Source organism: Citrobacter freundii complex sp. CFNIH2, assembly GCF_002880615.1.
In the GTDB taxonomy this organism is placed as follows: Bacteria; Pseudomonadota; Gammaproteobacteria; order Enterobacterales; family Enterobacteriaceae; genus Citrobacter_A; species Citrobacter_A amalonaticus_F.
The window spans coordinates 2,294,768-2,312,076 of record NZ_CP025757.1 but is presented as its reverse complement, the minus strand read 5'-3'; the positions used below and the strand labels follow the sequence as shown (position 1 = coordinate 2,312,076).

General features: G+C 52.6%; 20 protein-coding genes. 5 read left to right on the top strand and 15 right to left on the bottom strand.

Annotated elements, in window-relative coordinates; genetic code table 11:
- The first annotated feature begins 439 nt into the window (after window positions 1-439).
- Both pagP and cspE read left to right on the top strand, forming a co-directional pair.
- A complete protein-coding gene (gene pagP, locus WM46_RS11450) occupies window positions 440-1,018 on the top strand; it encodes a lipid IV(A) palmitoyltransferase PagP (protein ID WP_102602291.1) in 579 nt (192 codons plus the stop codon).
- Window positions 1,019-1,191: 173 nt separating this feature from the next.
- Window positions 1,192-1,401, top strand: coding sequence for a transcription antiterminator/RNA stability regulator CspE (gene cspE / locus WM46_RS11445; protein WP_000034826.1), 210 nt, complete (start codon window positions 1,192-1,194; stop codon window positions 1,399-1,401).
- A gap of 53 nt (window positions 1,402-1,454) precedes the next feature.
- Here the strand turns inward: cspE and crcB are convergent, their stop codons facing one another.
- Window positions 1,455-1,838: a fluoride efflux transporter CrcB gene (gene crcB, locus WM46_RS11440; protein WP_102602290.1), complete on the bottom strand. Its 384-nt coding sequence runs from the start codon at window positions 1,836-1,838 to the stop codon at window positions 1,455-1,457.
- A gap of 91 nt (window positions 1,839-1,929) precedes the next feature.
- On the opposite strand from crcB, the gene WM46_RS11435 reads away from it, so the two are divergent.
- Together WM46_RS11435 and tatE are read left to right on the top strand one after the other, a co-directional pair.
- Complete coding sequence (locus tag WM46_RS11435; RefSeq protein WP_102602289.1) at window positions 1,930-2,718, top strand: deaminated glutathione amidase; 789 nt, start codon at window positions 1,930-1,932, stop codon at window positions 2,716-2,718.
- Between the two features lie 129 nt (window positions 2,719-2,847).
- Window positions 2,848-3,051, top strand: a complete 204-nt coding sequence (gene tatE, locus WM46_RS11430; RefSeq protein WP_043001430.1) for a twin-arginine translocase subunit TatE — start codon at window positions 2,848-2,850, stop codon at window positions 3,049-3,051.
- A 97-nt stretch (window positions 3,052-3,148) separates the two neighbouring features.
- Here the strand turns inward: tatE and lipA are convergent, their stop codons facing one another.
- The 11 genes from lipA to WM46_RS11375 form a co-directional block, all read right to left on the bottom strand.
- The gene (lipA, locus tag WM46_RS11425) at window positions 3,149-4,114 is read right to left on the bottom strand and encodes a lipoyl synthase (protein ID WP_102602288.1); all 966 of its coding nucleotides are present in this window, start codon (window positions 4,112-4,114) and stop codon (window positions 3,149-3,151) included.
- Between the two features lie 208 nt (window positions 4,115-4,322).
- Window positions 4,323-5,276, bottom strand: coding sequence for a YbeF family transcriptional regulator (locus WM46_RS11420; RefSeq protein WP_061076816.1), 954 nt, complete (start codon window positions 5,274-5,276; stop codon window positions 4,323-4,325).
- Window positions 5,277-5,574: 298 nt separating this feature from the next.
- A complete protein-coding gene (gene lipB, locus WM46_RS11415) occupies window positions 5,575-6,216 on the bottom strand; it encodes a lipoyl(octanoyl) transferase LipB (RefSeq protein ID WP_061076817.1) in 642 nt (213 codons plus the stop codon).
- 102 nt (window positions 6,217-6,318) lie between these two features.
- On the bottom strand, window positions 6,319-6,582 hold the full coding sequence (gene ybeD, locus WM46_RS11410; RefSeq protein ID WP_042320704.1) for a DUF493 family protein YbeD: 264 nt from the start codon (window positions 6,580-6,582) through the stop codon (window positions 6,319-6,321).
- Between the two features lie 107 nt (window positions 6,583-6,689).
- Window positions 6,690-7,901 carry a D-alanyl-D-alanine carboxypeptidase DacA gene (gene dacA, locus WM46_RS11405; protein ID WP_043001427.1) on the bottom strand — a complete coding sequence of 404 codons (1,212 nt, stop codon included), beginning with the start codon at window positions 7,899-7,901 and terminating at the stop codon, window positions 6,690-6,692.
- 149 nt (window positions 7,902-8,050) lie between these two features.
- Window positions 8,051-9,166: an endolytic peptidoglycan transglycosylase RlpA gene (rlpA, locus tag WM46_RS11400; RefSeq protein WP_102602287.1), complete on the bottom strand. Its 1,116-nt coding sequence runs from the start codon at window positions 9,164-9,166 to the stop codon at window positions 8,051-8,053.
- A gap of 10 nt (window positions 9,167-9,176) precedes the next feature.
- Complete coding sequence (gene mrdB, locus WM46_RS11395) at window positions 9,177-10,289, bottom strand: peptidoglycan glycosyltransferase MrdB (RefSeq protein ID WP_061076819.1); 1,113 nt, start codon at window positions 10,287-10,289, stop codon at window positions 9,177-9,179.
- A 2-nt stretch (window positions 10,290-10,291) separates the two neighbouring features.
- Window positions 10,292-12,193, bottom strand: coding sequence for a peptidoglycan DD-transpeptidase MrdA (gene mrdA / locus WM46_RS11390; protein ID WP_061076820.1), 1,902 nt, complete (start codon window positions 12,191-12,193; stop codon window positions 10,292-10,294).
- A 29-nt stretch (window positions 12,194-12,222) separates the two neighbouring features.
- On the bottom strand, window positions 12,223-12,690 hold the full coding sequence (gene rlmH / locus WM46_RS11385) for a 23S rRNA (pseudouridine(1915)-N(3))-methyltransferase RlmH (protein ID WP_003022725.1): 468 nt from the start codon (window positions 12,688-12,690) through the stop codon (window positions 12,223-12,225).
- A gap of 3 nt (window positions 12,691-12,693) precedes the next feature.
- Window positions 12,694-13,011 carry a ribosome silencing factor gene (gene rsfS / locus WM46_RS11380; RefSeq protein WP_012904988.1) on the bottom strand — a complete coding sequence of 106 codons (318 nt, stop codon included), beginning with the start codon at window positions 13,009-13,011 and terminating at the stop codon, window positions 12,694-12,696.
- 258 nt (window positions 13,012-13,269) lie between these two features.
- Window positions 13,270-13,881, bottom strand: coding sequence for an adenosylcobalamin/alpha-ribazole phosphatase (locus tag WM46_RS11375; protein WP_102603822.1), 612 nt, complete (start codon window positions 13,879-13,881; stop codon window positions 13,270-13,272).
- Window positions 13,882-13,978: 97 nt separating this feature from the next.
- Between WM46_RS11375 and cobD the strand changes: the two genes are divergently transcribed.
- The gene (gene cobD, locus WM46_RS11370) at window positions 13,979-15,064 is read left to right on the top strand and encodes a threonine-phosphate decarboxylase CobD (RefSeq protein ID WP_102602286.1); all 1,086 of its coding nucleotides are present in this window, start codon (window positions 13,979-13,981) and stop codon (window positions 15,062-15,064) included.
- Here cobD and nadD read toward each other — a convergent pair.
- Genes nadD through lptE form a run of 3 tightly spaced genes read right to left on the bottom strand, consistent with a single transcriptional unit; the run spans window position 15,039 to window position 17,303 of the window.
- Entirely contained in the window at window positions 15,039-15,680 is a 642-nt protein-coding gene (gene nadD / locus WM46_RS11365) for a nicotinate-nucleotide adenylyltransferase (RefSeq protein ID WP_081093735.1), read from the bottom strand. The genes cobD and nadD overlap by 26 nt on opposite strands.
- A 1-nt stretch (window position 15,681) precedes the next feature.
- Window positions 15,682-16,713: a DNA polymerase III subunit delta gene (gene holA, locus WM46_RS11360; RefSeq protein WP_102602285.1), complete on the bottom strand. Its 1,032-nt coding sequence runs from the start codon at window positions 16,711-16,713 to the stop codon at window positions 15,682-15,684.
- Window positions 16,713-17,303: an LPS assembly lipoprotein LptE gene (gene lptE, locus WM46_RS11355; protein ID WP_061076825.1), complete on the bottom strand. Its 591-nt coding sequence runs from the start codon at window positions 17,301-17,303 to the stop codon at window positions 16,713-16,715. Before lptE ends, holA begins: the two co-directional genes overlap by 1 nt.
- Window positions 17,304-17,309: the final 6 nt, after the last annotated feature.

The window sequence follows — 17,309 nt, the reverse complement described above, 5'->3', positions numbered from 1 at the left end:
CCTGTCGCGTAGACACCCAGAAGTGAAATTAAGAAAATGCCAATAAGTTGGTGTGAAAATGTGCCGAATAAGTGCTTGCTACTTGCTGATTAAAATCAATAAACAGAACGATTAACGGTCGGTCAGCGGCTATTTTTTTCGTTGGCGTGATGAAGGTGAAATATTTTATTTTCCTTTTTCCAGGAAAATTCTTGATTGTTTCTTTTTTGTTTTATTTATGAGGCATTGCTGTTAACGAGTGGCGGCGAAAGAGTGTTTGTAACGTGAATGGGTAAAAATCATACAATATCTGACTGATAATTCAGCCATAAATAATACTACAAAGAATAAGGTTTAATGATGGCATTAAAAATCTTAGAACAATCTGATTCAGGTCAGCGCAGCCGCTGTTAAGGTTTCATTCAAGTTATTTTTGGTATAATAAAGACTGAACTTAAGAATGGTAATAAACGTTGTGAGTACAGCTAAAAAATATTTTTTCCTTTTTTCATTTCTTTTTATTCAGTTAGCGATACTGCCGCGTGCAGTGGCAGAAGAAAAAGGGTGGTTTAATACCTTTACAGATAATGTTGCCGAAACCTGGCAGCAACCTGAGCACTATGATTTGTATATTCCCGCGATAACCTGGCATGCGCGTTTTGCCTATGATAAAGAAAAAACCGATCGTTATAACGAGCGTCCATGGGGCGGTGGTTTTGGTCAGTCGCGCTGGGATGAAAAGGGAAACTGGCACGGCCTTTACATTATGGCTTTCAAAGATTCATGGAATAAATGGGAGCCGATCGGTGGTTATGGTTGGGAAAGTACCTGGCGACCTCTGCCGGATGACAATTTCCATCTGGGATTAGGTTTTACCGCCGGCGTGACGGCGCGTGATAACTGGAACTACATTCCTCTTCCTGTCCTACTGCCGCTGGCCTCCATTGGTTACGGTCCGGCAACGTTTCAGATGACCTATATCCCCGGTACTTATAACAACGGTAACGTATACTTTGCGTGGATGCGTTTTCAGTTCTGAACCGATTACTGGCAATAAATTTCATATAAAACAAAGTGATATGAGCTTATGTCAAAAAATAACGCGACATTTATCACTTTTTGCCAAAGTTCGACTGGACAAAGTGAACCACAATTGGTGTACTGGTACCCGACACAGCATTTGTGTCTATTTTTCATGTAAAGGTAATTTTGATGTCTAAGATTAAAGGTAACGTTAAGTGGTTTAATGAGTCCAAAGGATTCGGTTTCATTACTCCGGAAGATGGCAGCAAAGACGTGTTCGTACACTTCTCTGCAATCCAGACCAATGGTTTTAAAACTCTGGCTGAAGGTCAGCGTGTAGAGTTCGAAATCACTAACGGTGCCAAAGGCCCTTCTGCTGCAAACGTAACTGCTCTGTAAGCTTACGTCAGCAAGATTTCAAAACCCGCTTATTAGCGGGTTTTTTTTGGTTTTTAGTGAGCGCTGGAGGCGGAAAATAGCCAGAATGCCAACGCCGTCATCGCAAATGATCCCAGCAGGTTGAACAACACATTCAGCATTGCCCAGCCCACTCGACCTTCCTGAAGCAAAAAGACCACTTCCGCCGAAAAAGTAGAGAAGGTTGTCAGGCCGCCACAAAAGCCGGTTGTGATCAAGACCTTCCACATTGGATCGATGTTAGTCATTCGACTAAACCATGCCAGTCCCATACCAATGATGAATGCACCCAGTAAATTTGCGGTCAGGGTTCCTATCGGAATCGCCTGATGCATGGGGTTAAACCGCATACTGAGCATCCACCTCGCTACACTTCCTGTGCCGCCGCCAATAAAAACCGCTAAAAGAAGTTGTAACACTGCGTAATCCTGCTATTTGGTTGGTATATAAGATAAGTGTAACGCTGAATAATCATCGTTGGCGAGCCTGATAAACCTGACCGGAGGAATTATGCTAGTTGCTGCAGGGCAATTTGCCGTCAGTTCTGTGTGGGAAAAGAACGCAGAAACCTGCGTCACGCTCATGTCGCAGGCGGCGGAAAACGGCGCGTCATTGCTGGTTCTGCCTGAGGCATTGCTGGCGCGAGACGATGCGGATCCCGACCTGTCGGTGAAATCTGCCCAGCCTGTGGAGGGAGATTTCCTGAAACGACTGTTGCGGGAAAGCGCATTGAATACGATGACCACCATTCTCACCGTTCACGTTCCCTCGCGTCCCGGTCGTGCGGTGAACACGCTGGTGGCGCTGCGCGGAGGGAAAATCGTGGCAAGCTACGCCAAGCTACACCTCTATGATGCTTTCTCCATTCAGGAGTCCCGCAATGTTGATGCGGGTAACGTTATCGCACCGCTGCTTGATGTGGATGGACTCAGAGTGGGGCTGATGACCTGCTACGATCTGCGCTTTCCCGAACTGTCGATGGCGCTTGCGTTGCAGGGCGCGGAAGTACTGGTGCTACCGGCGGCATGGGTCAGAGGGGCGCTGAAGGAACATCACTGGTCGACGCTGCTGGCTGCCCGCGCGCTCGATACCACCTGCTATATGATTGCTGCAGGGGAGTGTGGTAACAAAAACATCGGGCAGAGTCGTATTATCGATCCTTTTGGGGTGACGATTGCGGCGGCGGCAGACGTCCCGACGCTTGTCATGGCGGAGATCTCCGCTGAGCGGATCCGCCAGGTGCGGGCGCAATTACCGGTATTACGTAACCGCAGATTTGTGCCACCGCAATTATTATGACGTTTTTTTAAACACTGCTTGATTCACCTTGTTACAGATTGCTATTGTGTGCGCGCGTCAAATGACCGTTAATATTCTCAGGTTACTAAGGGCGCGCTACGCCGCCTGTTTTAAGTTAAGAAGGTATCTATGGGTGAGATTAGTATTACTAAACTGCTGGTAGTGGCCGCACTGGTCGTTCTGCTGTTTGGTACCAAGAAGTTACGTACACTGGGTGGAGACCTGGGCACGGCGATTAAGGGCTTCAAGAAAGCAATGAATGATGAAGATGCGGGCGCGAAAAAAGACGCAGACGGCAGCATTCAGGCTGAGAAACTCTCTCATAAAGAGTAATATCCGGAGCTAGACGCCTGGCCGTTTTACTCTGATGAGAAAAAACCCGCGATTAAGCGGGTTTTTTATGGGCGAAATGTAAGTATTTATTTCGAAATTACTTCACTTCCATCCCTTTCGCCTGCAGGTCAGCATGGTAAGACGAACGGACGAACGGTCCGCAGGCAGCATGGGTAAAGCCCATCGCGATGGCTTCTGCTTTCATCTCTTCAAATTCGTCCGGGCTGACATAGCGCTGAACGGGCAGGTGGTGACGGCTCGGCTGCAGATATTGTCCCAGCGTCAGCATGGTCACGCCATGACGACGCAGATCGCGCATCACTTCAATGATTTCCGCATTCGTCTCACCGAGACCGACCATCAGACCAGATTTGGTCGGGATCTCTGGATGCGCTTCTTTAAAGCGTTCCAGTAATTTGAGCGACCAGTTGTAGTCGGCGCCTGGGCGAACCTGACGATAAATGCGAGGTACGTTTTCAAGGTTATGGTTGAAAACGTCCGGCGGAGTGGCGGTCAGAATCTCCAGGGCGCGATCCATACGACCGCGGAAGTCGGGGACCAGCGTTTCAATCTTAATCGTAGGGCTTTTCTCACGAATAGCAGTAATGCAATCGGCAAAATGCTGAGCGCCGCCGTCACGCAGGTCATCACGGTCAACAGAAGTGATAACGACATAGCGCAGAGCCATGTCGGCAATCGTTTGTGCCAGCTTAACCGGTTCGTTGGCGTCCGGCGCCACAGGGCGGCCGTGGGCCACATCACAGAACGGGCAGCGACGGGTACAAATGGCGCCGAGGATCATAAACGTGGCGGTACCGTGGTTGAAACACTCCGCCAGGTTTGGGCAAGAGGCTTCTTCACAAACAGAATGCAGGCCATTCTTACGCATTGCTGCTTTGATGCCCTGGATACGAGTGGAGTCCGCTGGAAGCTTAATTTTCATCCATTCCGGCTTGCGCAGCAGGGCTTCGCGCTCTGTCGCCACATTTTTGACCGGGATAAGGGCCATCTTATCGGCATCGCGGTATTTAACACCGCGTTCCATCACAATGGGTTTACTCATAGCGTGCGTGTTCCAGTTGCGAATAACGAGGGAAAGCGTTTCAATTCAAGGGAATGTTGTATTTATCAACTATTTTTGAATTAACAACACGCAGTATATCATTGAAACGGGCCTGAAAGCAGCCTGAGTGGCCGGCAAAATGTAAAATAGTTGTTGTTTTGTGCCATTTGCCTGACATCAGTTTTGACCTGGTCGCAACATTTCTTTTTCAGAAGGCGTCGCGGATCACTGTGATGACGTTCTCCAGTACTGGATCGCGTAAGCTTAGCTTGTTGTAATGCAGTGAGAAGTCGATTTTCTCATGGTTCAGGGATGGATGAGGGATCCGCTGAAGCGGCCAGCAGTGGCTGAACAGCGTGAAGAAGCGCGCGGGCATAATACCCACCAGATCGCTGTGGGCGATGAGTGATGCCAGCGTAAAAATGTTGTAGCTGCTAAAGCTGATTTGCCGATCGGGGAACAGTTCCTGGATACGTTGGCGCAGGAGCGTGAAGCTTTGTCCTTCGATCATCAGCAGACTATGTTCAGCGTCATCGAGGGCTTCAGGGGTCACGGCACGCGTCAGAGAAGGGTGGTTCTGGCGGCAGACCAGTTCGATTTTGTCAGAAAACAGAACATGGTTCTCTACTGCACGGTTGCTGTAGAGGTGGTTATCAATAATCAAATCGCTCTGAAACTGACTGAGTTGCGTTTCGGCATCATGGACGGGAATGTTACGCAGATGCAGTTGCGGATGGCTCGTTTTGATGGCGTGATAAATTGTTGGCATGACCAGCGCACCGATAGACGGTGTGGTCCCGATAGTAATTGTCCGTTGTTTATCGTAGCTGCCGGTGAGATCCAGCGCGCCGAGAATGGACTCCAGCCCCTGGCTGATATACTCATGCAGATGGGTGGCATACGTCGTGGGCGTCACCCCCTGGCCTTTTCGAATAAACAGGGGATCAGGAAATATTGTGCGCAGTTTCTGAATGGACTGGCTGATCGCTGAGGGAGTCAGATTGAGAATTTTCGCGGCGTTGACGATTCCTTTATGAACATAAACAGCTTCAAAAATAGTCAGCAGGTTCAGGTCGATATTTCTCAGCGTTCTGAAAATTTGCGGTTTATCTTCGGGTCGATGTTCGTAGAAATGTCCTTTCGGCTTACTATTTTCACTCACGTTCTAACTCCAATTTAATTCACATTATAAATAATAGTGATGCTTGTATTTGTTGTAAGCATGCTTTTTGCACCACTATTGTTCATCTCGCGGTATCGATAACCTTTTTATGGCAATTGATTGAAGGTTTAACGTTTGTATAAAGAAAAATCCTACGTCGATTTTTATGACGAAGTAAATGCGTTAAAAATTCAAGCTAAGACAGACAGAAAATATAGAAACCAGGAGACATTGTAAAGCATTTGAACCGGAAGGGTGACAATGGCCCGCGATTTTTTGGGCCATTGCATTCAATAAGTTAAGCAGGAATATATTCGTAAGGGGGATTATTTAGCAGTGCTAAAATATTGGCTAATAATCGTGGTTGGATATTATCTGTCGTGGCCTGGTTATCCCATTGAGATATTTTTGCCATTTCCATACCGGCATAGCCGCAGGGATTAATTCGTAAGAAAGGCGAGAGATCCATATTAACGTTTAATGCCAGTCCATGGAATGAGCAACCGCGACGAATACGCAAACCGAGGGAACATATTTTCTTTTCACCGACATAAACGCCAGGGGCATCTGCACGCGGATGAGCGTCAATATCCAGCTCAGCCAGAGTATTTACGACAGTCTGTTCCAGCAACGTAACCAATTCCCGCACGCCCAGTTTACGTCGCTTCAGGTTCAACAGAACGTACATGATCTGTTGGCCTGGTCCATGGTAAGTCACCTGCCCACCGCGATCGCTTTGAATGACCGGAATATCACCGGGCATTAAAACATGTTCCGCTTTCCCTGCCTGACCCTGGGTGAAAACCGGATAGTGCTCAACCAGCCAGATTTCATCGGGAGTCTGTTCATCGCGGGTGTTGGTAAAGTCGTGCATGGCCTGGGAGACGGGTTCGTAGGGTTGAAGACCGAGCTGGCGGACCAGTATTTTATCCTGAGACAAAACAGCATCTCCGTAGAGAAGTAATCAATGGGGGAGGGAAGTATATCACAGAGAAGAGGAGGCGAGGTGGGCGCCCGAACATGGTCGGGGCCCGAACCTGTATTACAGAACCATACGGACGATTTCGATGTTACCGAGTTCTTCGTACAGCGTTTCAACCTGCTCAATATGGGTCGCGTTGATGGTAATCGAGACCGAGTGGTAATTGCCTTTGCTGCTGGGTTTTACCGTCGGAGAGTAATCACCTGGCGCATGGCGCTGTACCACTTCAACCACCTGTTCAACCAGCTCAGGTAACGCCTGCCCCATAACTTTGTAAGTAAAAGGAGTAGGGAATTCAAGCAGTTCGTTAAGTTTGGTTTTCATGTCAGCTCCGGCGTAACGTAAATAAATAACAACTCCCGCCAGAGGGCGGGAGTTTTACTGATGCTTAGTATATGGGGATGGAAATCACACTTTCAAGTGTTCAATTTTTAACCAAACCAGTGATGGAACATTAACTTAATGTAATCAATGATTTTGCTGAAGAAGTTACCTTCCGGGATTTCCTGCAGCACGACCAGAGGGCGCTGCTCAATGGTTTTACCGTCAAGCTGGAAGTTGATGGTACCGACCACCTGATTTTTCTGCAGCGGCGCATGCAGCTCCGTGCTGTTCAGTACATAGCTGGCTTTCAGGTCTTTCATACGGCCACGCGGAATGGTCAGATACACATCTTTATCAACCCCTAAGGAGGCGCGATCGGTATCACCAAACCAGGACGGTTCAGACGCGAATTCTTTGCCTGCTTTCAGCGGGTTAACCGTTTCGAAGAAACGGAAGCCCCAGGTCAGCAGCTTTTTACTTTCTGTTTCACGCCCTTTATAGGTGCGCCCGCCCATGACTGCGGAGATCAAACGCATCTGGCCTTCGGTCGCCGAGGCCACCAGGTTGTAGCCTGCTTTATCGGTATGACCGGTCTTGATGCCATCGACTTTCAGGCTGTTGTCCCACAGCAAACCGTTACGGTTCAACTGACGGATGCCGTTAAAGGTGAACTCTTTTTCTTTGTAGACGGAGTATTCGTTAGGAACGTCGCGGATTAGCGCCTGGCCAATCAGCGCCATATCACGAGCGGAGCTGTACTGACCGTCGGCATCCAGACCGTGAACCGTCTGGAAATGGGTGTTTTTCAGACCCAACGCGTTCACATAGCTGTTCATCAGACCGACAAACGCATCCTGACTACCAGCCGCAAAGTCAGCCATCGCGACGCAGGCGTCGTTACCAGACTGCAGGTTAATCCCGCGAATCAGCTGCGATACCGGAACCTGCATGCCCGGCTTCAGGAACATCAGCGATGAGCCTTTAAAGACCGGATTACCCGTGGCCCATGCATCATTACCGATAGTGACCAGATCCGTCTCTTTAAACTTGCCCGCTTTCATTGCCTGACCGATAACGTAACTGGTCATCATTTTGGTCAGACTGGCCGGGTCGCGACGCGTATCGGCGTTTTGTTCCGCCAGCACTTTACCGGAGTTATAGTCAATCAGGATGTAGGACTCCGCGTCGATCTGCGGAACACCCGGGATCATGGTTTTGATATTCAGGTCATCGGCATGCGCGCCTGAAATAGCGGCTGTACAAAGAGCCGTGGTGAGCGCCATGCGCTGCAGGAAACGAGCGGAAAAAGTGGTCTTCATGGTCTGAACTACGACGTCCGTGATGGAATTAAAAAAAAGTGCCCTACTATAGCAAATGCAATACCGGCAGGCATCTGACTTTCCGCATGACTTTGTTAACGTTGTTAACGTCATTTACAGAAATTGACACTTCAGATGCCCTTGTTACGTTACTGTGCGCCGGTAATGAAGGACTGTAATTGGGCTTCAGATTGTAAGCGCTGCTGCAGCGCACTGGCCTGGGCTTTACTGGCGAACGGCCCGAGCTGAATACGCCACACGGCGCCGTTCTGCGTGACGCGTCCCGGTACGCCAAACTGCTGGCCTAAGCGCTGCTGATACTGTTGGGCACGCCCCTGATCGCTTACCGCACCAACCTGGACTACGTAACTGCCGCTGGCGGAAGCGGCGGCAGGCGCAGTCGTCGCGGCAGGTGTTGCTGCCGGTGCACTGACTGGCGCGCTAACGGGAGCCGCAGTCGTGGGCTGTGGCGCTGGCGTCAGTTCACTGCCTTCCAGTACGCCGGCCGCCAGGGTTGTCGGGGCACCGAGGAACCCACTACTCTGAACCGGTGCGCCGGCATTATCTTCACTTTGCAGCGTGGAATTGCTGATGGCGCGAACGTCACCCTGAGGCTGCATCGCTTCCGGTGCGGAGGAGACGCTGCCCATGCCGCCGCTCAGATCCGGACGTGAGGGCAGGGCATAAGTCTGTTTGGCCACCGTGGTACAGGCCATACCCGGACCAGACAAGGAACCATCCTGCGCGACAATAATCGGGTCGATACGCACTTTGGTGTTATTGGAGGTGTTCAGACGGTCAGCGGCGGCACGCGACAGTGAAATCACGCGATCGTTACCATAGGGACCGCGATCGTTAATGCGCACCACGATCATCCGTCCATTGGCGAGGTTCGTGATCCGCGCATAGCTCGGGATCGGTAACGTCGGATGCGCCGCGGTGAGCTGCATAGGATCGAACGCTTCGCCTGAGGCGGTCAGATTGCTGCCGGGCTCGGCATCGTAAATCGCCGCGAATCCTGCCTGACTAAAGCGCGAGGCATCCTGCACTATCTTGTAGCTCTTACCGTCTCGCTGGTAATCCTGATTAGCGGTCGGGTTGAGCGGTTCAAAACGCGGATCGGCTCCGCTGATTTCAACGACGGGCCCATTACATACCGCCGGCTGCGGCGCGACGGTGTTCTGTTGCTGACCATCATCACTCGTACATGCCGCGAGCAGCATAATTCCTGCTACGACGCAGACTCCAGGCAACTGCTTACGCATTGCGCACCCCTTACACGCTTTTCGATAACATTTTTCTGTGGGTGTGGATCGACATGACAATCCCGAACCCGGCCATCAACACGATCAGTGCTGAGCCTCCGTAACTGACCAACGGAAGCGGAACGCCTACAACAGGCAGAATCCCACTCACCATACCAATATTAACGAAGACATAAACGAATAAAATCAACATTAAGCCACCGGCCATCACGCGACCAAAGGTGGTTTGCGCGTGGGCGGCAATCCACAGGCCACGCATAATCAGCAGTATATACAGCGCCAGCAGGATCAGTATCCCAATCAAACCGAGCTCTTCCGCCAGGACGGCGAAGATAAAGTCGGTGTGGCGTTCGGGCAAAAATTCGAGTTGCGACTGGGTACCGTGTAACCACCCCTTGCCGCTCAGACCGCCGGAACCGATCGCAATTTTAGACTGAATGATGTGATAACCGGCGCCCAACGGGTCGGTTTCCGGGTCAAGTAACATCATCACACGCTGACGCTGATAATCGTGCATCAGGAAGAACCACAGGATCGGGATGAACGCCGCGACCAGCAACACAGCGACGCCAATTAAACGCCAGCTCAGACCCGAAAGGAACAGCACGAACAGCCCGGAAAGCGCGACCAGAATCGAGGTCCCGAGGTCAGGCTGCGCCGCCACCAGCAGCGTCGGCATAAAAATCAGCACCAGCGCGATGGCCGTGTTCTTCAGGGAGGGCGGACAGACGTCGCGGTTGATAAAGCGTGCGACCATCAGAGGCACCGCGATTTTGGCGATTTCAGAAGGCTGAAAACGCACGATGCCGAGATCCAGCCAGCGCTGCGCGCCTTTGGATATCGCCCCAAAGGCATCGACCGCCACCAGCAAAATAATACAGAAAATATAGAGATACGGCGCCCAGCCTTCATAGACGCGCGGCGGGATCTGCGCCATGACCACCATGATCACCAGACCCATTGCAATCTGACCGACTTTACGCTCCATCATGCCAATGTCCTGGCCGCTGGCACTCCAGATAACCAGTGAGCTGTAAACCAGCAGCGCCAGCAAAATCAGTAACATGGTGGGATCAATATGGATTTTATCCCAGAATGTTTTTTTGTTCGGATTATCCGTCATGGTTATTGATCCTCCGCCGCTGCAACCGCCGGGTTTTCCGCTGGCAGATCGGTGTTGTTATCGCCCAACATGATGTGGTCAAGAATCTGACGCATAATGGTCCCCACCGCCGGGCCCGCCCCTCCGTTTTCCAGGATGATGGCGACGGCCACTTGCGGGTTGTTATACGGTGCAAATGCGGTCATCAGTTTATGGTCACGTAGACGCTCGGCAATTTTATGCGCGTTATAGGTTTCATTGGCTTTCAGGCCAAAGACCTGTGCGGTACCGGATTTGGCGGCAATTTTATACGGCGCGCTGGCAAAATATTTATGCGCGGTCCCGTTGCCACGGTTGGCGACGCCATACATGCCGTCTTTCGCCAGTTCCCAGTAGCCAGAGTGAATATCGCCGACCGGTGGCTCCTGCGGTTGTACCCAGGGAACCTTCTTGCCGTTTTCTGCGGTACTCATCAGCAGATGAGGCACCTTCACGACGCCATCGTTAATCAAAATCATCAGCGCCTTACTCATCTGAATCGGCGTTGCCGTCCAGTAGCCCTGACCGATGCCGACCGGAATGGTATCGCCCTGATACCAGGGTTTTTTAAAGCGTTTGAGCTTCCATTCGCGGGTAGGCATGTTGCCGGAACGCTCTTCCGCCAGGTCGATACCGGTATAGTGACCGTAACCGAATTTGCCCATCCACTCGGAGAGGCGGTCGATCCCCATGTCATAAGCGACCTGATAGAAGAAGGTATCTGCCGATTCTTCCAGCGATTTAGTCACGTTCAGGTGACCGTGACCCCATTTCTTCCAGTCACGGTAGCGTTTTTCTGAGCCTGGCAACTGCCACCAGCCAGGGTCAAACAGGCTGGTATTACGGGTGATAACGCCCGCGCTTAATGCAGATACGGCGACATACGGTTTCACCGTCGACGCCGGCGGATACACCCCCTGCGTTGCGCGGTTGACCAGCGGCGTGTTTGGATCGTTAAGCAAACCGGAATAGTCTTTACTGGAGATACCGTCGACGAACAGGTTCGGGTCGTAGCTTGGCATTGAAACCAGCGCCAGCACGCCGCCGGTGCGCGGGTCGGTGACCACCACGGCAGCGCGGCTACCGGCAAGCAGCGTCTCAATATACTGCTGCAGTTTGAGATCCAGCGTCAGGTAGATGTCGTGTCCGGCCTGCGGGGGAACCTCTTTGAGCTGGCGGATGACGCGGCCACGGTTGTTGACTTCGACTTCCTCGTAGCCGGTTTGACCGTGCAGCACATCTTCGTAGTAGCGCTCAATCCCCAGTTTTCCGATGTCATGCGTCGCGGCGTAGTTAGCCAGTTTGCCGTCTTTATCCAGTCGCTCAACGTCTTTATCGTTAATTTTCGACACGTAGCCAATGACGTGGGTGAGCGCGGAACCGTACGGGTAGAACCGGCGCTTATAACCTTTCACTTCCACACCCGGGAAGCGGTACTGGTTCACGGCAAAACGCGCAACCTGCACTTCGGTGAGGTTGGTTTTGACGGGAATAGAGGTAAAGCGGTGGGAACGTGCGCGCTCTTTCTTGAAGGCGGCAATATCATCATCGCTCAGATCGACGACGCTGCGCAGGGCATCCAGCGTTTGCTGCACGTTGTCGACCTTCTCGGGCATCATTTCGATCTGGTAAATGGTGCGGTTCAGGGCGAGTGGAATACCGTTACGGTCATAGATGATGCCGCGACTGGGGGCGATGGGCACCAGCTTAATCCGGTTTTCATTCGAGCGAGTCTGGTAATCGGTAAAACGGACAATCTGCAGATTATACAGGTTGGCGATAAGCACGCCGGTGAGCAGTAAAATACCCAAAAAAGCGACCAGCGCCCGGCGCACAAATAGCGCGGACTCAGCCGTATAGTCGCGAAAAGAATTCTGTAATTTCATCCGCTGCTTAGTCTACTCAAGCTCAGTGATCACTCACGGTGATAAGGGTGATTAGTGGTAATGCTCCACGCCCGATACAGGCTCTCTGCCACCAGCACCCGGACAAGCGGATGAGGAAGTGTGAGTGCAGAGAGCGACCAACTTTGTTCTGCCGCCGCTTTGCAGGCAGGGGATAATCCCTCCGGCCCGCCAATTAACAGGCTGACATCACGACCGTCCAGTTTCCAGCGTTCCAGTTCGGTCGCCAGTTGCGGCGTGTCCCAGGGTTTACCGGGAATATCCAGGGTGACGATGCGGTTTTTGCCAGCGGCAGCCAGCATCTGTTCACCCTCTTTGTCGAGAATACGCTTGATATCCGCGTTCTTGCCGCGTTTGCCGGCCGGAATTTCGATCAGCTCAAAAGGCATGTCTTTGGGAAAACGCCGCAGGTACTCGGTAAAACCGGTTTGTACCCAGTCGGGCATTTTCGTGCCTACCGCGACAAGTTGAAGCTTCACGCATTAACTCCAGAGTTTTTCCAGCTCATACAGGCGACGGCTCTCTTCCTGCATCACGTGGACAATCACTTCACCCAGGTCAACGACAATCCAGTCGGCGACGCTCTCACCTTCCACGCCCAGCGGCAGCATTCCCGCCGCACGCGATTCCTGAACGACGTGGTCAGCAATAGACATGACGTGACGGCTGGACGTACCGGTACAGATGATCATGCAGTCGGTGATACTGGATTTGCCCTGAACGTCTAAGGCGATGATGTCCTGACCTTTAAGGTCATCAATTTTGTCGATAACAAAATCCTGGAGTGCTTTACCCTGCAAGTTTTCCCCCTGGGTGCATGAATGAGTATTAATAAGCCTGTCAGTATACCTGAACCCACAGTCTTTTCGGGACAAATGTCACCGGGCGGCTTTTGAAAGTGGGCTATCATCCCACCCCATGCAACAGAATGCATCGCCATTTTTGTAAAACAATTTCTGCAAAACGCTGAAGGGCGGGAAAAGTCTGGCAGCGGAGAATAGCAGCCTGTCCGGGGGTGTCAATGGGCGGAGCGTTGCTGGCGGTAAAAAACAGATATTTTACTCGCCGGGCGTCCATATCGCTCTGCTGTTGAGAACCCGAAGCGTGGCAAAATCGCCAGTAAAATCAATGGCGCTCCAGCAGCCTTGCTCAACGCGAAAATGCCACATCGCCGCGGCGGGCATGGCAAGCAACCGGGCGATTAACAGGCTGAGAACACCCTGATGGCTGACTATCAGCACATGATCATGGTGCCGATAGTCGGCGAGGAGCGACATTGCCTGCTCAACGCGCCGGGCGAAGGTCTGAAATCCTTCCCCATTGGTGGGAACCGCATTTTGCCAGTCGTTGCACCAGGCCGCATAGTTCTCGGCATCTTCGCGGGCCAGATCCTGGTGATGACGCATCTCCCAGTCGCCAAAAAACATCTCATTGAGCTCAGGCTTCACCTGCAGCGGCAGTTCACGTCCCTGAAGCACTATGCGCGCCGTGTGCTGCGCACGCTCCAGCTCGCTACACAGCACCTGCTCAAAGGGAACCTGGTGAAGCAGTGTATTCAGCGTTTGCGCTTGCGCGACGCCGCGCCCGGTCAACGGTGTGGGGGCATGACCGCTATACAATCCCGCCACATTAGCCTCGGTTTCACCATGACGAACTAACCAGAGTCGCATTTTCCCCTCGTGATACGTATTCGCGCAAAACATGATATTCGCCCTGAACGCGCGCGCTAATTTCTCTAAAATAGCCTCTTTTGCCAGGAGCGGCACGATGTCTCTATTCAAAAGCGCCCACGGCGGTAACACCCGTGAGGCGGCTGAGTTCCTCGGGATCTCGCCCGAGAAGTTGCTGGATTTTAGCGCGAATATTAATCCTCTGGGTATGCCTGAAACGGTAAAACGCGCCATTGTCGACAATTTACACCTTGCCGAGCGTTATCCTGACGTCGATTACCATCACCTGCATCAGGCGCTGGCCCGACATCATCAGGTGCCAGTCGAATGGATCCTCGCCGGAAACGGTGAGACCGAGTCGATCTTTACCCTGGTGAACGGCTTGAAACCGCGGCGAGCGATGATCGTCGCGCCGGGATTTGCCGAATACCGCCGCGCGTTGCAGTGGGGGGAATGCGTCATTGATACGTTCATGCTGCGTGAAGAAGATGGCTGGCAACTGACCGGGGCGATTCTCGATGCGTTAACGGCAGAACTGGACTGTCTGTTTTTGTGCACGCCAAACAATCCCACCGGATTACTGCCGGAGCGGGCGTTACTCGAGGCGATTGCCGGGCGCTGTCAGGCGTTGAATATAGCGCTGATTCTTGATGAAGCATTTATCGATTTTATCGCTGATGAAGCGGGATTTATTCCGCTGTTAAAGGATAACCCGCATATCTGGGTTCTGCGTTCACTGACAAAATTCTATGCCATCCCGGGACTGCGGCTGGGATACCTCATCAACAGCGATCTGCAGGCGGTCGCGGCGATGAGGGCGCGCCAGATGCCGTGGTCGATCAACGCTTTTGCCGCACTGGCAGGGGAACAGGTTCTGGAGGATACCGCGTATCAACAGGCGACATGGCAATGGCTGCGGGAAGAGGGTGGACGTTTTTATCAGCAGCTGTGTGCGCTGCCGGGGCTGACGGTGTATCCCGGCCAGGCGAACTATCTTCTGCTGCGCTGCGAAACCGATCTTCAGCGCGCTTTGCTGGCGCGACATATTCTGATCCGCAGTTGCGCCAATTACCCAGGTCTTGATGGACGCTATTTCCGCGTGGCAATACGCAGTCAGGAAGAGAACAACCGCCTGCTGGCGGCGTTAAGCGACGTACTTAGCGATACAGTCCGTGCTCATTGATATACTCCAGCACCGCGTGCGGCATCAGATCATCACACGGTTCGCCGTTTTCCAGCCGCTCGCGGATGATCGTGGCGGAAATATTGAACCACGGCGTCTCGGCGAGATAGATTTTCCCTGCCGGTAGCAGGTGCAGATCGTCCGGCGTATTCGTCAGATGTTGATCCAGCCAATGCTGATGCTGTTCCTCCGCCATTTCAAGCGGATAGCCCGGACGGCGGCAGACAATAAGATGGGTATTGTCGAGAATGGTTTCGTAGTCATGCCAGGTCGGGAAGGTCAGCAACGAGTCCTGGCCAATGATAAACGCCAGCGGGGCATCCGGGCCTTGCTCTTCACGCCAGGCCTTCAGCGTTTGCGCCGTATAGGAAGGGGTGTCGTGCTTCAGTTCACGCTCATCGAGGATAAACAACGGCTTGTCGGCAATCGCCAGTTCAAGCATGGTTTTCCGCTGTGCGCTGGTGGCTTCCGGCTGCGGGCGATGAGGGGGAACATTATTAGGCATCACGATGACCCGTGACAGACCAATCAGATTGGCCAGCGTTTCCACGGGCTTGAGGTGACCATAGTGCACCGGATCAAAGGTGCCGCCAAAGAGAGCCTGTAACGATTTCATATCAGCCATCAATAAAAACTTCAGCCAGCGCTTTGTGGCAAATCAGCAGTGAGAGCCCTTCAAGCTCTGCCCAGACCGACTGGCCATAGTCCTGCTTCAGCGTGATTTCCGTACGTGTCAGTAACTGGACCGCCTGACGTAACTGCGTCGGACTCAGTCGGTTCAGCGCGTCGCCGATCATGCCCCGACGGTTTTGCCAGACGCGATGCTTATCAAAAAGCGTACGCAGCGGAGTATGGGCCGACTGGCGTTTCAGCGTTACCAGCAACAACAGTTCACGTTGCAGGGTACGCAGCAAAATAACCGGTTCGCTGCCTTCCAGACGTAACTGCTGAAGAATGTGCAGTGCGCGCTTACTTTTGCCCATGACCAACGCATCCACCCAATGGAATGGGGTGAAGTGGGCGGCATCATTAACGGCCTGTTCGACGCGAGGCAGGGTGAGCTTACCGTCGGGCCACAACAAGGACAAACGTTCCAGCGCCTGCGCCAGTGCCAGCAGGTTACCTTCATAGCAATAGCACAACAGTTGATTCGCCGCGTCGTCCAGTTGCAGATTATTTTGCTTTGCGCGCGCCGCCACCCAACGGGGGAGTTGCGCCTGCTCCGGCGTCTGACAACTGACCTGTACGGCCCGGTCGGCCAGCGCGCTAAACCAGGCGGCGTTTTCCTGCGCTTTTGTGAGCTTGTTTCCGCGCACGATCAGCAGCAGATCGTCATGCAGCAGTTGAACCAACGTCGCCAGTTGTTCATTCATCGCGGCATTCGGACCATTTTCGGGCAGCAACAACAATAGCGTCTGACGGCTGGCGAACAGACTCATCGCCTGGCATTGCGAGAACAAGGCGTTCCAGTCAGTGTTGTTGTCGAGAGTAAACGTGTGGTGTTCGTCGAACCCCTGAGTTGCCGCAACCTGACGGATGGCATCCTGGCTTTCCTGCAACAGCAGCGGGTCGTTTCCGAGTAGCAGATACGCCGCGCGCAACCCTTCAGAGAGTTGCGCGCGGAGTTGTTCAGGGTACAACCGAATCATCAGTTACCCAGCGTGCTGGAGACACGCGTTGAAGAGGAAGCGGGAGCCGCTTCTGTATCGTCAACGGCAACTTCTTCTTGCGATGAGAGACGATCCGCAGCATGTACGCTTGGCAGCTTACGAATCAGTTGTTCCGCCGCTCTGTCGTACATTTCTTTGATGATCATATCCTGCTCGTTATCCTTCGCCAGCGCCATCTGCGGGTTGTCGAAGAACGAACGGAATACCCGGACGCTGATAGGATAAATATCGTGACCCGGAATCAATACTGACGCATTGACCGTCATAATCATCTGGTATTCCGCTGTCTGCCCATTCTGGAAGACAGACGCGGTATCTTTCGAAATGCTGACCCGGCCCAGACGCAGAGACGGTACGTCTTTACGCAGCGTACTCTTATCCAGTAGCTCAATGTCGTTCAGACGCAGTTGGTTACGCACCGCACGGCTTAACGGACCATTCGGATCCCCCGTGTCCAGAATCATGGTTTTCATGGTGTCCGGAACCTGCGTGGTATTGCGCAGGTGCCAGCCACATCCGGCGGTGGTTAACACCGCCAGAGATAACAACAATGTTGCCAGATATCGCACGCTTCC

What these genes read in the sequence shown, in the direction of transcription:
- rlpA (WP_102602287.1), bottom strand. Translation starts at nt 9,166, where the DNA reads ATGCGTAAGCAGTTGCCTGGAGTCTGCGTCGTAGCAGGAATTATGCTG.
- WM46_RS11375 (WP_102603822.1), bottom strand. Translation starts at nt 13,881, where the DNA reads ATGCGACTCTGGTTAGTTCGTCATGGTGAAACCGAGGCTAATGTGGCG.
- mrdA (WP_061076820.1), bottom strand. Translation starts at nt 12,193, where the DNA reads ATGAAATTACAGAATTCTTTTCGCGACTATACGGCTGAGTCCGCGCTA.
- nadD (WP_081093735.1), bottom strand. Translation starts at nt 15,680, where the DNA reads ATGAAATCGTTACAGGCTCTCTTTGGCGGCACCTTTGATCCGGTGCAC.
- lipA (WP_102602288.1), bottom strand. Translation starts at nt 4,114, where the DNA reads ATGAGTAAACCCATTGTGATGGAACGCGGTGTTAAATACCGCGATGCC.
- cspE (WP_000034826.1), top strand. Translation starts at nt 1,192, where the DNA reads ATGTCTAAGATTAAAGGTAACGTTAAGTGGTTTAATGAGTCCAAAGGA.
- WM46_RS11435 (WP_102602289.1), top strand. Translation starts at nt 1,930, where the DNA reads ATGCTAGTTGCTGCAGGGCAATTTGCCGTCAGTTCTGTGTGGGAAAAG.
- mrdB (WP_061076819.1), bottom strand. Translation starts at nt 10,289, where the DNA reads ATGACGGATAATCCGAACAAAAAAACATTCTGGGATAAAATCCATATT.
- ybeD (WP_042320704.1), bottom strand. Translation starts at nt 6,582, where the DNA reads ATGAAAACCAAACTTAACGAACTGCTTGAATTCCCTACTCCTTTTACT.
- cobD (WP_102602286.1), top strand. Translation starts at nt 13,979, where the DNA reads ATGTCTCTATTCAAAAGCGCCCACGGCGGTAACACCCGTGAGGCGGCT.
- tatE (WP_043001430.1), top strand. Translation starts at nt 2,848, where the DNA reads ATGGGTGAGATTAGTATTACTAAACTGCTGGTAGTGGCCGCACTGGTC.
- holA (WP_102602285.1), bottom strand. Translation starts at nt 16,713, where the DNA reads ATGATTCGGTTGTACCCTGAACAACTCCGCGCGCAACTCTCTGAAGGG.
- dacA (WP_043001427.1), bottom strand. Translation starts at nt 7,901, where the DNA reads ATGAAGACCACTTTTTCCGCTCGTTTCCTGCAGCGCATGGCGCTCACC.
- pagP (WP_102602291.1), top strand. Translation starts at nt 440, where the DNA reads ATGGTAATAAACGTTGTGAGTACAGCTAAAAAATATTTTTTCCTTTTT.